Origin of the sequence: Nocardia sp. CS682 (assembly GCF_004634405.1) — a bacterium.
GTDB lineage: Bacteria > Actinomycetota > Actinomycetes > Mycobacteriales > Mycobacteriaceae > Nocardia > Nocardia ninae.
The window spans coordinates 4862288-4874846 of record NZ_CP029710.1 but is presented as its reverse complement, the minus strand read 5'-3'; the positions used below and the strand labels follow the sequence as shown (position 1 = coordinate 4874846).

The 12559-nt window shown below is 67.3% G+C and carries 14 protein-coding genes and 2 tRNA genes; 6 read left to right on the top strand and 10 right to left on the bottom strand.

The features are described 5' to 3' along the window. Nucleotide 1: 1 nt before the first annotated feature. Nucleotides 2-733: a maleylpyruvate isomerase family mycothiol-dependent enzyme gene (locus DMB37_RS21955; protein ID WP_135234316.1), complete on the top strand. Its 732-nt coding sequence runs from the start codon at nt 2-4 to the stop codon at nt 731-733. Between the two features lie 54 nt (nt 734-787). On the opposite strand, the gene DMB37_RS21950 is transcribed toward DMB37_RS21955, so the two are convergent. Together DMB37_RS21950 and DMB37_RS21945 are read right to left on the bottom strand one after the other, a co-directional pair. After that, nucleotides 788-1165: a hypothetical protein gene (locus DMB37_RS21950; protein ID WP_135234315.1), complete on the bottom strand. Its 378-nt coding sequence runs from the start codon at nt 1163-1165 to the stop codon at nt 788-790. Nucleotides 1166-1245: 80 nt separating this feature from the next. Next, the gene (locus tag DMB37_RS21945) at nt 1246-1887 is read right to left on the bottom strand and encodes a DUF2867 domain-containing protein (protein ID WP_370465172.1); all 642 of its coding nucleotides are present in this window, start codon (nt 1885-1887) and stop codon (nt 1246-1248) included. A gap of 197 nt (nt 1888-2084) precedes the next feature. On the opposite strand from DMB37_RS21945, the gene DMB37_RS21940 reads away from it, so the two are divergent. Beyond that, nucleotides 2085-2615, top strand: a complete 531-nt coding sequence (locus DMB37_RS21940; RefSeq protein WP_135234314.1) for an SRPBCC family protein — start codon at nt 2085-2087, stop codon at nt 2613-2615. 236 nt (nt 2616-2851) lie between these two features. Here DMB37_RS21940 and DMB37_RS21935 read toward each other — a convergent pair. From DMB37_RS21935 to DMB37_RS21925, 3 genes are all read right to left on the bottom strand, one after another. After that, a tRNA-Arg gene (locus tag DMB37_RS21935) sits at nt 2852-2924 on the bottom strand. Nucleotides 2925-2959: 35 nt separating this feature from the next. Further along, nucleotides 2960-3049: transfer RNA gene (locus DMB37_RS21930), tRNA-Ser, on the bottom strand. Between the two features lie 91 nt (nt 3050-3140). Continuing rightward, nucleotides 3141-3866 (bottom strand): dienelactone hydrolase family protein, encoded by a 726-nt coding sequence (locus DMB37_RS21925; protein WP_135234313.1) that lies wholly within the window; start codon nt 3864-3866, stop codon nt 3141-3143. A gap of 117 nt (nt 3867-3983) precedes the next feature. Between DMB37_RS21925 and hisC the strand changes: the two genes are divergently transcribed. Then, nucleotides 3984-5063 (top strand): histidinol-phosphate transaminase, encoded by a 1080-nt coding sequence (gene hisC / locus DMB37_RS21920; protein ID WP_107659915.1) that lies wholly within the window; start codon nt 3984-3986, stop codon nt 5061-5063. A gap of 12 nt (nt 5064-5075) precedes the next feature. Here the strand turns inward: hisC and DMB37_RS21915 are convergent, their stop codons facing one another. Next, a complete protein-coding gene (locus tag DMB37_RS21915; RefSeq protein ID WP_135234312.1) occupies nt 5076-6146 on the bottom strand; it encodes an alpha/beta hydrolase family protein in 1071 nt (356 codons plus the stop codon). Between the two features lie 850 nt (nt 6147-6996). Here DMB37_RS21915 and DMB37_RS21910 point away from each other — a divergent pair. Beyond that, complete coding sequence (locus DMB37_RS21910) at nt 6997-8124, top strand: nitric oxide synthase oxygenase (RefSeq protein ID WP_135234311.1); 1128 nt, start codon at nt 6997-6999, stop codon at nt 8122-8124. Between the two features lie 10 nt (nt 8125-8134). Here the strand turns inward: DMB37_RS21910 and DMB37_RS21905 are convergent, their stop codons facing one another. The 4 genes from DMB37_RS21905 to DMB37_RS21890 form a co-directional block, all read right to left on the bottom strand. Next, the gene (locus DMB37_RS21905; protein ID WP_135234310.1) at nt 8135-8392 is read right to left on the bottom strand and encodes a DUF4235 domain-containing protein; all 258 of its coding nucleotides are present in this window, start codon (nt 8390-8392) and stop codon (nt 8135-8137) included. Further along, entirely contained in the window at nt 8389-9018 is a 630-nt protein-coding gene (locus tag DMB37_RS21900; RefSeq protein WP_135234309.1) for a DUF3618 domain-containing protein, read from the bottom strand. The genes DMB37_RS21905 and DMB37_RS21900 overlap by 4 nt, the downstream gene beginning before the upstream one ends. Then, a complete protein-coding gene (locus DMB37_RS21895) occupies nt 9015-9428 on the bottom strand; it encodes a phage holin family protein (RefSeq protein ID WP_135234308.1) in 414 nt (137 codons plus the stop codon). The genes DMB37_RS21900 and DMB37_RS21895 overlap by 4 nt, the downstream gene beginning before the upstream one ends. A 129-nt stretch (nt 9429-9557) precedes the next feature. Beyond that, a complete protein-coding gene (locus tag DMB37_RS21890) occupies nt 9558-10859 on the bottom strand; it encodes a CdaR family transcriptional regulator (RefSeq protein ID WP_135234307.1) in 1302 nt (433 codons plus the stop codon). A gap of 219 nt (nt 10860-11078) precedes the next feature. Here DMB37_RS21890 and DMB37_RS21885 point away from each other — a divergent pair, with 219 nt between their 5' ends. Both DMB37_RS21885 and DMB37_RS21880 read left to right on the top strand, forming a co-directional pair. Beyond that, complete coding sequence (locus DMB37_RS21885) at nt 11079-11837, top strand: ABC transporter ATP-binding protein (protein WP_135234306.1); 759 nt, start codon at nt 11079-11081, stop codon at nt 11835-11837. After that, nucleotides 11834-12559, top strand: a complete 726-nt coding sequence (locus tag DMB37_RS21880) for an ABC transporter ATP-binding protein (RefSeq protein WP_135234305.1) — start codon at nt 11834-11836, stop codon at nt 12557-12559. The genes DMB37_RS21885 and DMB37_RS21880 overlap by 4 nt, the downstream gene beginning before the upstream one ends.

The window sequence follows — 12559 nt, the reverse complement described above, 5'->3', positions numbered from 1 at the left end:
TGTGACCAGTGCTGCTTTGGAAGGCCCCGTCTCACTCGACATTCTCGCCGAGGCGACCGATCGTTTCCTCGACACCGCGCGCAAGCTGAGCAACGACGACGTACCCGAACCGTCGCTGCTGCCCGGCTGGACCCGCGGACATGTGTTGGCGCACACCGCGCGCAACGCCGACAGCTTGCTCAACCTGCTGCTGTGGGCGCACACCGGGGTGGAGATCCCCCAGTACGCGAGCATGTTCCTGCGCGATTTCGACATCGACGCCGGTGCGCCCCGCCCCGCCACCGAACAACTCCTCGACAACGAAGCAGCCGCCAAACGCTGGTTTGCCCTGGCCAATTCGTTTACCGAGGACGCCTGGCACGCGGAAGTCCGTACCCGCCAAGGGCGGCCGATCCCCGCCAGCGAAGTGCGATGGATGCGCTTGCAGGAGGTGGAGATTCACCACGTCGACCTGAACGCCGGGTACACCCCCGCCGATTGGCCCGCCCCGTTCGTGGCTCGCGTGCTGCATCAGGCGACCGTCGACATGAACCGAATCACCGCCGCCGCAACCGAACCGGTCGCCGGCTTCGAACTCAACGCCACCGATACCGACTTCCACGGCGTCGTCGGCGCCGATGCCCCCACCCGCTCCGTGGCCGGTCCCGCGTCGTCCATCGCCGCCTGGCTCATCGGGCGCTCCGATGGTTCCGATCTCACCGGTGAGCTTCCCGAGCTGCCCGCCTGGAAGTAGCGCCGTCCGGTATCCGAATGAGCCGGTCGCGCAATGGGTCTCTTTCGCTGGAGCTCAGCGGAAGGTCTCGTACAGGCGAGCGTCGGTGGCGATGCCGAAGTGGCCTGTGATGAACTCGTTGCACTCGGCCCTGGGATGGGTTTGCGTCGCATCCATCTCAGGGTGCGGGCCCGCGTAGGCGTGGCGCTGACTCGACTGCCGGTACGGGCCGAACCCCACGCCGCCACGGGTGACGAACACACCGAAGCAGTCGGCTTCCACGGTGAAATACCCGTCTCCGCCGGGGCAGAAGCCCGTCGCCCCGGTCACCGACCGATCGAGGACACAATCCCTCGGCTCGGCCACCGCCGAACCGGCGGTGGCGATGGTCGCGGCCGCCGCGACGCCGAAGAGGGTCGAACCAGTGATGATGCGGCGCCAGGTAGCTGCCATGTCGATCTCCGTTCGTTGAGCCTTCGGTGCAATGTAGCGCCCGAGTCCACACCGCGGTCGCACCTTCGCCGACCCCACTTTCAGTGGGTGTGCGCGTCCGGATCACCCGCGCGACCGTTCTGGTCAGCCTGCGCCGCGCTCGTCGGCTCGAACCGCCAGTCGCGCCCGATCATCCGGATCAACGACGGCCACACGATCAGGCGCCGCACCGGCGCGATCAACGCCAAATAGAGCACCCCGAGTACGCCGTTGGGCCGCACCAACACGGCCATCTGGCCACGGTAGCCACCGGTCACCCCGTCCGGTACCCAGCCGATATGCAGTATCGCGTGCACCGTCCGGTTGGCACTCTCCGATACCCATTCCTCATGCGTCGAGTACACCGAGGTGAACGGCACCGCGCGCAGATCCGGGCCGACGGGTCCGTCGCGCAAATCGGGCGGCAATCTGTCACGCAGCGAAGGCACCCGGGAACCGAGGCCGAAATCAGTTCTGTCCCAACCGAACACCGCGCCGAGCGTCCAGCGAATCGCAAACAGCGCGCGGACCAGCCGCGACCGGTGCTCGCCGTTGCCTTCGGCCAGCTGTCGCACCAATCGCGGGAAGTCGGATGGCCCGCCGGGGGTCGGCAATGCCCACACATCCGCGAGGCGGAAGTCGCCTGCCAACTCATGGATCCGCCAGGGACGGTCGGTGTGCGCGGTTTTCGGAAGCTTCACCACCAGGCCTTCCATCCGGCGACCAGATCATCGAATCTCGGTGACAAGCGCTCGTCGCGTGCGTGATCAAGATAGCCCGCCAGGGTCGCAATCCGGCCTGACCTGCACCTACCTCGGCTCCCGCGCCCTGCTCTCGCCATGCGCGCAATCACCACCTGCTAATATAGAACGAACCTTCTAATAAGAGCCAGGAGGCAGCGATGGCCGTCTACAACGTGCACGAACGACTACTGGCCGCCAAGCCCAGCGAGGCGGGAGCGCTGATCGACACGTTGTCGAGCGGCAACGACCTACTGTGGCCGCGCGAGGCGTGGCCGCCGATGGAGTTCGATCGCCCCCTCCAGGTCGGGGCGGTCGGCGGGCACGGCGTGATCCGCTACACCGTCGCCGCCTACGTCCCCGCCACCTGGGTGCGTTTCACCTTCACCGGGCCACGCGGCTTCCACGGCTTCCACGAATACGCCGCCCTGACCGTCGACGAGAACCACACGCTGCTCCGGCACACCGTCGCCATGAAAACCCACGGCATGGCCCGCCTCATCTGGCCACTCGCCATCGGGCCACTCCACGACGCATGTCTGGAAGACAGCCTGGACCGCGCCGAGCTGGCCTGCACCGCCACCGTGGCACACCCGGCGCACTGGAGCCCCTACGTCCGGCTACTACGCAAACTCCTGGGCTCACCAGAACCGCGGAACAACGTAAGCCACGACAGCCGCCCGGCTGCATAGCCGACCAGGTCGGCAAGCGTGCCGATCGAGCATCCACCGGTACCGAGATCCCCTGCGGGCGGCGGCAGCCGGTCCAGCTCATCGAACCGCGACCGAGACGGTCACCACCGATGTCGATGCCCTCTGACAGAACGGCATTGACGGAGAACGCGATTCGACGCCTGTCAGCCACGCCGCAGTGTCTCGGATATGTGAGAAGCCCCCTTCCGGATCTCCGAAAGGGGGCTTCTACTGTGTGCGGCTGAAGGGATTCGAACCCCTAACCTTCTGATCCGTAGTCAGATGCTCTATCCGTTGAGCTACAGCCGCATGGGTATTCAGTTGTGTACCGGTTGCCCGGGTTGTGGCGGAGGCGAGAGGATTTGAACCTCCGGTCCCCGTGAAGGGACAACTCATTAGCAGTGAGTCCCATTCGGCCGCTCTGGCACGCCTCCTGGAGCCTTCTCTTCGAGGGCACCGGTCCTTTCGAACCGCCGAGCATGAAGATTACAGGAGCCGTTGTCCAGATCGCAAAACGGCTGGTTATCAGCGTAAGTTGCTGTCGAACCAGTCGAAAATACGGGTCTGGGAGTCGACCAGACCGTTGTCGTCCTCGGTGGCGGGATGATCGGCGCGGTGGCGCAGGCCGGGGTAGCTGACGACCAGGCTGGCCACCGCGGCTCGGCCGGTCGCGTCGCGTAGTCGTTCGACCTCCGCGGGCGGGGTGGCCGGGTCGTCGGTGCCGAACAGTCCGAGCCACGGCGCCTGCAGGTGCGGGGCGACGCGGACGAGGGCGTCGGCCTGTTCGGTGAGCGGTTCGACGATGCCGGGTGCGGCGACGCTGACCGCCGCGCCGACCGGGCGGTTGGTGGCGACCAGGAACGCGGCGGTGCCCGCGGAGTCGAAGCCGAGCACGCCGATGGTGTCGGGGAATACCCCGTGCCGGGTCAGCCAGTCGAAGCAGGCGTCGAAGTCGTCGAAGAGCTCGTCGCCGAACACCTCAGCGACCGACTCGCGGCTGGACCGGTGGAACAGGTTGGGCGCGACCACGGTCCAGCCCTCGGAGGCCAGCGAGTTCATCAGCGCGAGCAGCGAGCCGGTGAACTCGCGGGATTCGTGCAGCATCACGATGCCGCCGCGGGCATTGCCCTCGGGCTCCACCACGATGATGGGCACCTGGGTGTCGGCGGCCTGAGGTTTCGAGCCGGTCTCGGGTTCGGGCGACGGGTCGTCGCGGCGCAGGGGGGCGAGGTCGTTGTAAGTGCCCGACATGAAACCAGCGTAGGGCGACTTCTTGATCTTCGGTAGAAATTGCTGTTGGGAGCCTATCGACCACAGATTTTCCGGTACGCGGGCCATGCTTTGCGCTGCGCCACCTATGGTTGGTATGTGACAGCGTCAACCCGGCCGGATCTCGATTCGATTCCGGCGTATGTTCCCGGCCGCAACCACCCCGGCGCGGTAAAGCTCGCCAGCAACGAGACCACCTTCGGCCCGCTGCCCGCCGCGGCCAAGGCGATCGCCGAGGCCGCCGAGCTGGCCAACCGGTATCCGGACAATCTGGCCCTGGAGTTGCGTGCCGCATTGGCCGAGTTCCTCGGCGTCGCGCAGGACAACGTCGCGGTCGGGTGCGGCAGCGTCGCGCTGTGCCAGGAGCTGGTGCAGATCACCTGCGACGCACCGACCGACGAGGTGCTGTTCGCCTGGCGCTCGTTCGAGGCCTACCCGATCGTCACCAAGGTGGGTAACGCGACCGCCGTCCAGGTGCCGCTCACCCCGGACCACGTGCACGACCTGGACGCGCTGGCCGCCGCGGTGACCGAGCGAACCAAGCTGATCTTCGTCTGCAACCCGAACAACCCGACCGGCACCGCGGTCGGCAAGGCCGAGCTGACCCGCTTCCTCGACACGGTGCCCAAGCGGGTGCTGATCGTGCTGGACGAGGCGTACTTCGAGTACCTGCGGCTGGCCGAGGAGGACTACCCGAACGGTATCGAGCTGGGTCGCACCCGCCCCAATGTGGTTGTGCTGCGCACCTTCTCGAAGGCGTACGGCCTGGCCGGCCTGCGCGCGGGCTACGCGGTCGGCGATCCGGCCGTGATCACGGCGCTGACGAAGGTGCACATCCCGTTCAGCGTCAACCGGGTCGCGCAGGCCGCGGCGATCGCCTCACTGGAGGCGCGGCACGAATTGCTGGACCGCACCCACGCTCTGGTGCTCGAACGCGACCGTGTGCGCGACGCACTGCTGGCCGCGGGCTATCAGGTGCCGCCCAGTGAGGCCAACTTCGTCTGGCTGCCGCTTGGCGCGCGCAGCGTCGAGTTCGGCGAGGCCAGTGCCGAGGCAGGCGTGCTCGTCCGGCCCTACGGCGGCGACGGCGTGCGGATCACCACCGGCGATCCGCATGAGAACGACCTGTTCCTGAGCTTCGCCACCGATCCCGCAGTGCTCGAACGCTTCTCGATCTAGACCGCAACCGGGTCAGACGCCGAGGGCACCCGCCACGACCGGCCACGACCGGACCAATTCGTCGGCCCAGTACGGCCACGAGTGGGTTCCGGTCGGCCGGAAGTGCGCGGTGACCGGGATGCCGAGTACGCGGAGCCGATCGGTGAGCCGGTGCGTGCAGATATTGGTCGCGGCCTCGAGCGGACCGCCGAAGCTGATGGCGGTGGCCACGTCGACGTCCGGGTTGCCGGGCACGTCGTGGATGCCCGGTATGCCGCTGCCGACGGACATGTAGATCGTCTTGCCGCGCAACGCTTCCGCGTGCAGCGTCACGTCGTGGTCCAGCCAGGCGGGATCGTCCTGCGGGCCGAACATGTTGTCCGGCTCGCCCTGATAGGTGGCGATCACCGTCCTGGCTTGCGCCTGGCCGAGGTCGGTGCCCATGGAGAAGCATCCGCTGTGCGCCGCGATCGCGGTGTACAGCTGCGGGTTCCGGAACGACAGCATCATCGCGGCCTCGGCGCCCATCGAGACACCCATCACGGCGTTGCGTCCGTTGCCGTTGAACTTCGCGTCGATCAGCGGCGGCAGTTCGCGGGCCAGAAAGGTCTCCCACATGTTGGTGCCGAGCACCGGATCGGGCTTCTTCCAGTCGGTGTAGAAGCTGGCCGGGCCGCCGACGGTGAGCACGACATTGACGTCTTTGTCCTCGAAGAACCGATCGGCATGGCCCATTTCGGTCCAGTTGTTGCTGTCGGGGCTCGCGCTGCGGCCGTCGAGCATGTAGACGGTCGGACGGGGTTTCGACGTGTCCCGCGGCAGCAGCACCTGCACCTCCACGGCGCGGCGCATGGCGGGCGATTCAACGAAGACCCGCAGCCACCGATCGTTGATCGGTTCGATGCGGTCGATCGCCGGTTTCGCGGCCCGGCCCGTGGTCGGCTCGGCCGGGGCCGGGCCGTCCGAGGAGCCGGTGCTTGGTTTGGGTGCATCCGAAGGGGCTGCCGACGACTGGGGAGCGCCGAACACCGCGGCACCGGAAACCAGTGCCGCACTGACCAAGACGCTGGAAACCCAGCGCCGCATCCTGCGCCGAGACAGCATGCGACCCATCCTGCCAGAAATGTGTAGTTAGATCGGTCGGCCATAGCGAGTCGCAATAATGTGTGACCAGGGCCACGTTTGACTCGTGCGGCGCCGGTATTCGAGCCCTGCCAGCAACATTCCGGGTCCCGCCGACCGGCCGATGGCCAAGTGGCGACCCGGCAGCACACAACGCATCCGGCAATGCTGTTGCAGAGATCACGTGGATCCGTCCACAGACCGCGTTGCCCGCCCGCACAACCGACAGCATCCGCGTGCCGAGGCTTACGTCGGCGGCACCCCAGCCGCGCGGGAAGTCGGCCATGCTGCACCCGCGCGGACATGCGGGTCGGGCAGCTGCACGAACGGTTCCCCTCGACCTTATGAATCACCACCGCAAAATGGCTGTCCTGCCCACGCAGCAAACTCCTGGTGTGCGAACGCACCGCGCCGTCAATGGGACTCGACGCCACCCGATTTCGATCCGCTACTCGGTCCGACCCAGCAAATCCAGCAAATCCAGGCACACCGCCAGCACACCCGCCGTAGGCTACTCTCCGGGCCTCTCCCGGGCATGAACAAGGACGCACATGATCGTGGATCCGCACTATCGGCACCGAGCTCGCCGCGCTGCGCTTATGCCCAGCAAGCGGACCGGCCGCTCGGTACGAAGTCGCGACAGCCCACGGCGGCGCGCACTCGCCTTCGAGCCGAAGCTAATTCACGGCATCGCCCTGGGTGCCTCTACGCGCGGACCACCGGCGGGCAACGGTGTCGGCCACGCGCCCGTACGAATTCTCCCGCTCGAACTTGTCTGTTTCACCGCAGTACCGATGCCCGACCGGAGAAAACCGTGAATCCTGTGTTACCCGTGCCACCGTTCGAAAGCTCCCCTGACACACAGCCTTTCAGTACCGATCTGAAACGCCGGCTACGTGAGTGCGACGAATTCTTCCGCATGCCCGAACTGGCCCATCTGTCGTCCCAGCGCCGCCGTACCGCGCTGGAGCAGCTCGAACAGACCGGCGGCTACCTGCAGACCGCCGAGGAGATCCTGGTCGGCGCCAAGCTCGCGTGGCGCAATCACGCGCGCTGTGTCGGCCGAAAGCATTGGCGCTCATTGAAATTGCTCGACGCACGGCGCGTGCGGTCCGCGCGTGATCTGGCCGAGGTCTGCTGGCAACATCTGCAGATGGCCACCAATGGTGGTGCTATTCAATCGATGATCACCGTCGGCCCGCCGCGGCAGCCGGACGGGCGCGAGTTCCGGATAGTCAGCCCGCAGCTCATCCGCTACGCCGGCTACCGCAACGGCGACGGCACCGTCACCGGCGATGCGGCGAATGTGACGCTCACCGAGTTCGCCATGAAACTCGGCTGGCGCGGCGCGGGAACCCCTTTCGACATTCTGCCGCTACTGATCAGCACGCCGGACGAGCCGATCCGCTGGTTCGACATTCCGCCCGAGCTGGCCCGCGAGGTGGAACTCGAGCACCCGGAGTTCGAGTGGTTCGCGGGGCTGGGCCTGCGCTGGCACGCGCTGCCCGCCGTCTCCAACATGAACCTCGAGGTCGGCGGTGTCACTTACCCATTCGCGCCGTTCAACGGCTGGTACCTGGGCGCGGAGATCGGCGCACGCAACCTGAGCGACACCAACCGCTACAACATGCTGCCGCTCATCGCCGAAATGATGTGCCTGGACACCCGTTCCGAGCGCACGCTGTGGCGGGACTCGGCGCTGGTCGAACTCAATCGCGCGGTGCTGTACAGCTTCCGCAAGGCGGGGGTGTACATCGTCGATCACCACACGGTGGCCAAGCAGTTCTGCGATCACGTCAAGCGGGAGGAGGCCGCGGGCCGGACCTGCCCGACCGACTGGAGTTGGATCAACCCGCCGATCTCGTCGGGCCTGACCCCGACGTTCCACCGGTATTACGATCCGCCGGACCCCGACATCCGCCCCAATTTCGTCCGCCGGGATTTCAGCGGAGACGAATGACCCGGCTCGGTTACTCGGGCCAGGTGCCGGTCAACGACTTGTAGCCGGTCGCGCCTGCCCGGTCGATGGCGGCTTTGACGAGGCCGAATATGGCGCCCTGGAGCGCGGCGGCGATCAAGATCTCGCTCCAGGTGTAGTTCCGGGCCGTGGCGCTGGGGGCTTCGTCCTCACCGCTGACGGTGCGCCACACCCGGGTGAACGCCGCGTTGGCCGCGAGGCCGCCCACCACGCTGACCAGCATGCCCAGCGGCTTGTACAGCGTCTTCATGCCTGCCGCCTGCGCAGGATCCACCAGACGATGAGCGCCGCGAGCACCGCGGCACCGGCCACGGCGGCGGGTTGCCGACGCGCCACGTCCGCGGCCTGCCTGCCGCGTTCGACCACCGGCTCGGGGGTGGCGGCTTCGGCTTTATCGACCAGGTCGCGCGCCTGCGCTTTGGCCTGCTGTGCCTTCTCCTCGGCGGCCTGCTTGACCTGCGCGGCCTTCTCGGCGGTCGCCGCCTCCACCTCGGCGGCCTTCCTGCTGGTGGCTTCCTTGGCCTCCGTGGCCTTTTTGTTCGCGGCCTGCTTGGTCGCGGCAGCCTTTTTGGCCGCCGCTTCCTTGGTTTCGGCTGCCTTGCGGCTGGCCGCGGACTTGGCCTGCGCGGTCTTCTCGGCGGCGGCTTCGGTTGCCTCCGTTGCCTTTTCGCGCACGGTGTCGGCGGTGTCGTGCAGTTTGTCCTGCGCTCGACCCTTGACGTCCAGTTTGTCGGTCAGCTCCGAAACCGTTTGCCCGAGTTCTTCTCTGGTCGCGTCACGGTCCGCGCGCAGTGCTTCCTCGTCGATCGGACCGCTCACGATCGGCGTGTCGACCTCGGTGGTGTCGTCGGCGGCCCGGCGTCCCTGGTCGCTCATCGGTGTCTCCCGTCCTTGATGGTTTCGATGTCGCGTTTGACGCCCGCGGCCGCTTCATGCGGCACCGGCGGGACCGCCTCCTGGACGTCCTTCTTGCCGAGGAGGGCGAGTACGGCACCGACGACCACCAGCACTCCACCGACGATCAGCGCCGCGGCCCACGCGGGTAGCGGTATCGCCAAGGCGAATATCGCCGCGGCGATCAAGGCCGCTCCGCCGTAGAGAGCCAAGAGGGCGCCGACTCCGGCAAGCCCGGCACCGCGGCCGATGAGCTTGCCCTTTTTCTGTACCTCTAGCCTGGCCAGCTGCAGCTCGTCCCGAATCAGCCTGCTGATCTGCTCGGTAGCGTCGTTGACCAGTTCGCCGACCGACCGAGTCTCCGCCGGTGGCCCGCTCCGCGCTTCTGTCATTTGGCACCTCCCAGTCGACGGCCGGTTACCCGGCGTCGCGGGCGACAAACACGCGTTCTGGGCGGCGATCGGCAGGGCCGGTACCTATCGCCCCTGCCCTGGACACCAAACGTGGTGTCGGTCAACCACTCAGGAGCCGACCGGCGCCGCGGGCTGCTGTAGCTCGATCGCCACCAGCAACTCGATCAGGTCGTTGACGCTGCGGACACTGCGGCCGGTGAGGTCTTGGATGCGGCGCAGGCGGTATTTGGCGGTGTTGTGGTGGATGCGCAGGGTGTCGGCGGCTTCGCGCAGGTTCATGTCGGCGGCGGCGAAGGCGCGGATGGTGTCGGCGAGCACGCCGCCGCGGGTTCGGTCGTCGGACAGCACGGCCGCGATGCCGGGGTCGATGAGATGGCGGGCGGTGTCGTCGGCGCGCAGCATGAGGTAGCGGAACGGGGTGATGTGCGGCAGCGCCAGCACGCCGCCCGCCTCGAGCAGCAGACCGAGGGCGTTGCGGCTCTGCTGATACGCCTTCGGCAGCTGCGCGATGCCGGCGACGACGGTGCTGACGCCGACGGCGAGGGTGATGCCTGCCGCGCTCAGCTTGCGCTGCATCGCCTGTAGTCGCTCGCAGAGTTCGCCCGTGCTCGCGCTGCGGTTCAGCGCGGGTACGGCGATGATCTCGGTGCCGCGCACCGCCGCGAGGGTGCGCAGGCCGTTGACGCCGACGCCTGCCATCGCCGCGGCGGCGAGTTGTCTTGCCTCGGTGTCGGTTCCGTCCTGCGCCTCGCGCAGCTGACTGTCGAGCACGGTAGCGGTGACGACCACCATAGCGGCGGTGCTCTCCGCGCCGATGCCGTGTGCGCTTGCCTTGGCGAGCAGCGGTCCACGCTCGGGCAGTGCGCCGGCGAGCAGCCGTTCCAGCAGGTCCTGTCCTTCGCGACAGAAGTCGGCCGAGCACGCCTGCTGGAACTCGAGGTAGGCGTTGGCGGCCTCGGTGCTGACCAGATCGTTGTAGCGAGCCAGCGGGGCGACCATCGACAGCGCGGCTTGCCGCCCGGCCTCGGATTCACCGGCGAAGGCCAGCAGCGACTTCCACGTCGCCTGCTGGCCGAGCCGGAAGGCGGTGATGTAGTCGACCAGGGTGAGCCCGGCCCTGGCTCGGCGCACCGCGGCACGGCGGGTGTAGGCGAGTTCCTCGACGGTCACCTTGCGGTGCTCCAGGAACGCGCTGAGCCCGGACCGGCACAGCCTGGTCAGTTGATCATGCACATCGGCGTGGAAGGTGCTGTCGCGCGCCGCGTAGCTGGGAATCTGGGCGAGGATCGCCGAGAGTCCGGCGTCGGCGATCTCCTCCGCGTGGGCATAGGCGTTGCCGATTATTCGAATGCGCTCGGCCTGCACTTCGTCCGGATACACCGTGCTGTCCGAATGTGACCCAGCTGACATATGCGGATACTCCATCGCTGTATCGGGGGTGTCAACACGACTAGAGCCGGGCCGTCCATGTCCGGCGAGGACAACATCGCGGGACGGCTTTGGCCTCCACGGCCGATGTGCCCGCTGACCAGCGCACTTACGCTGACCATCTGCACTCCTGGCGAGCAGCGGAAGTCGTTGCCGCGCAGGGATTTTTTCCCACGTCTCAAACGTGGGCTGGGAGGCCGAATGCTGGAAATATCCGACCTGACCGTCCGCTTCGGCGGCATCACCGCACTGCACGAGGTCGGATTCCGGGTGGAGCCGGGACAGATGGTCGGCCTGATCGGACCCAACGGCGCGGGAAAGACCACGCTGTTCAACTGCCTGACCCGCCGCCACCTGCCGGATTCGGGTGCTGTGCGCTATCTGGACACCGATCTGCTGACCGTGCGACCGGATGCGCTCGCCGCGCTCGGGATCGCCAGAACCTTTCAGAATCTCGGGCTGTTCCCTCGGATGTCGGTGCGCGACAACGTCCTGGTTGGCGCACACCACCGGGCCGGTGCCGGATTCACCAGCGCGGCATTGCGGTTACCGCGGGTGCGGCGCGAGGAACGCGCCTTACGCATCGAGATCGACACGCTGCTCGACCGTTTGGAGTTGGCCGACGTGGCCGATCATCCGGCTGCCGGGCTGCCGTTCGGTACGCTCAAACGGATCGAGCTGGCCCGGGCGCTGGCCGTCCAGCCGCGGTTGCTGCTGCTGGACGAGCCGGTCAACGGGCTCAACCACAGTGAGGTCGGCGAATTCGCCGATCGCCTGCGGGCGCTGCGGGACGAGTCGGATCTGACGGTGATAGTCGTCGAGCATCACATGGGGTTCGTCATGGGCACCTGCGATCGGGTGGTCTGCCTCGACTTCGGGCGGCTGATCGCCGAGGGCGATCCCGACGCGGTACAACGTGATCCGGCCGTCATCGCGGCGTACCTGGGGACGGCGGCATGACCGAGGAACCCTTCCTGTCCGTCACCGAGCTGCGGGCCGGATACGGCGGCGCCCAGATCTTGCACGGGGTGAGTTTCACGGTCCGCCGCGGCGAGGTCTGCGCGATCCTCGGCGCCAACGGTGCGGGAAAATCGACCTTGCTGCGCGCCATCTGCGGCATGATCCGGCCGCGCGGCGCGGTCCGGCTCGACGGGGCCGAGGTCACCGGACGCGCACCGGAGGCGATGGCCCGCCTCGGCGTCGCCCACGTGCCGGAGGGCCGCGGCACCTTCATGCCGCTGACCGTCGAGGAGAACCTGCGGCTCGGTGCGTATCCACGTCGCGATCGCGATCGCGTCGAGACGGACCTACAGCGGGTGTTCGGTTACTTCCCGGTGCTCGCGGACAACCTGCGCAAGCCGGCCGGCGGCCTGTCCGGCGGCCAGCAACAGATGCTGGCCATCGGCCGGGCGCTCATGCTGGCGCCCCGGCTGTTGCTGCTGGACGAGCCGTCGCTCGGGCTTTCGCCGCTGGTCACCCAGGAGCTCTTTCGCATCGTGCACACCATCAACGAAGAGGAAAAGACCACGGTGATCGTTGTCGAGCAGAACGCTCATCTGGCACTGGAGAACGCGCATCAGGCGCATGTGCTCGAGACCGGCCGAATCGTGTTGTCCGGCAACGCCGCCGAGATCAAGGCCGACGAGCAGGTCGCCAGGTCGTACCTCGGATATCGGGTGTGA

Bases quoted from the DNA above. Each gene is read 5' to 3' on its own strand.
- DMB37_RS21950 (WP_135234315.1), bottom strand. From the start codon at position 1,165: ATGGCAGCTACCTGGCGCCGCATCATCACTGGTTCGACCCTCTTCGGC.
- DMB37_RS21940 (WP_135234314.1), top strand. From the start codon at position 2,085: ATGGCCGTCTACAACGTGCACGAACGACTACTGGCCGCCAAGCCCAGC.
- DMB37_RS21925 (WP_135234313.1), bottom strand. From the start codon at position 3,866: ATGTCGGGCACTTACAACGACCTCGCCCCCCTGCGCCGCGACGACCCG.
- DMB37_RS21915 (WP_135234312.1), bottom strand. From the start codon at position 6,146: ATGCTGTCTCGGCGCAGGATGCGGCGCTGGGTTTCCAGCGTCTTGGTC.
- DMB37_RS21905 (WP_135234310.1), bottom strand. From the start codon at position 8,392: ATGAAGACGCTGTACAAGCCGCTGGGCATGCTGGTCAGCGTGGTGGGC.
- DMB37_RS21900 (WP_135234309.1), bottom strand. From the start codon at position 9,018: ATGAGCGACCAGGGACGCCGGGCCGCCGACGACACCACCGAGGTCGAC.
- DMB37_RS21895 (WP_135234308.1), bottom strand. From the start codon at position 9,428: ATGACAGAAGCGCGGAGCGGGCCACCGGCGGAGACTCGGTCGGTCGGC.
- DMB37_RS21890 (WP_135234307.1), bottom strand. From the start codon at position 10,859: ATGTCAGCTGGGTCACATTCGGACAGCACGGTGTATCCGGACGAAGTG.
- DMB37_RS21885 (WP_135234306.1), top strand. From the start codon at position 11,079: ATGCTGGAAATATCCGACCTGACCGTCCGCTTCGGCGGCATCACCGCA.
- DMB37_RS21880 (WP_135234305.1), top strand. From the start codon at position 11,834: ATGACCGAGGAACCCTTCCTGTCCGTCACCGAGCTGCGGGCCGGATAC.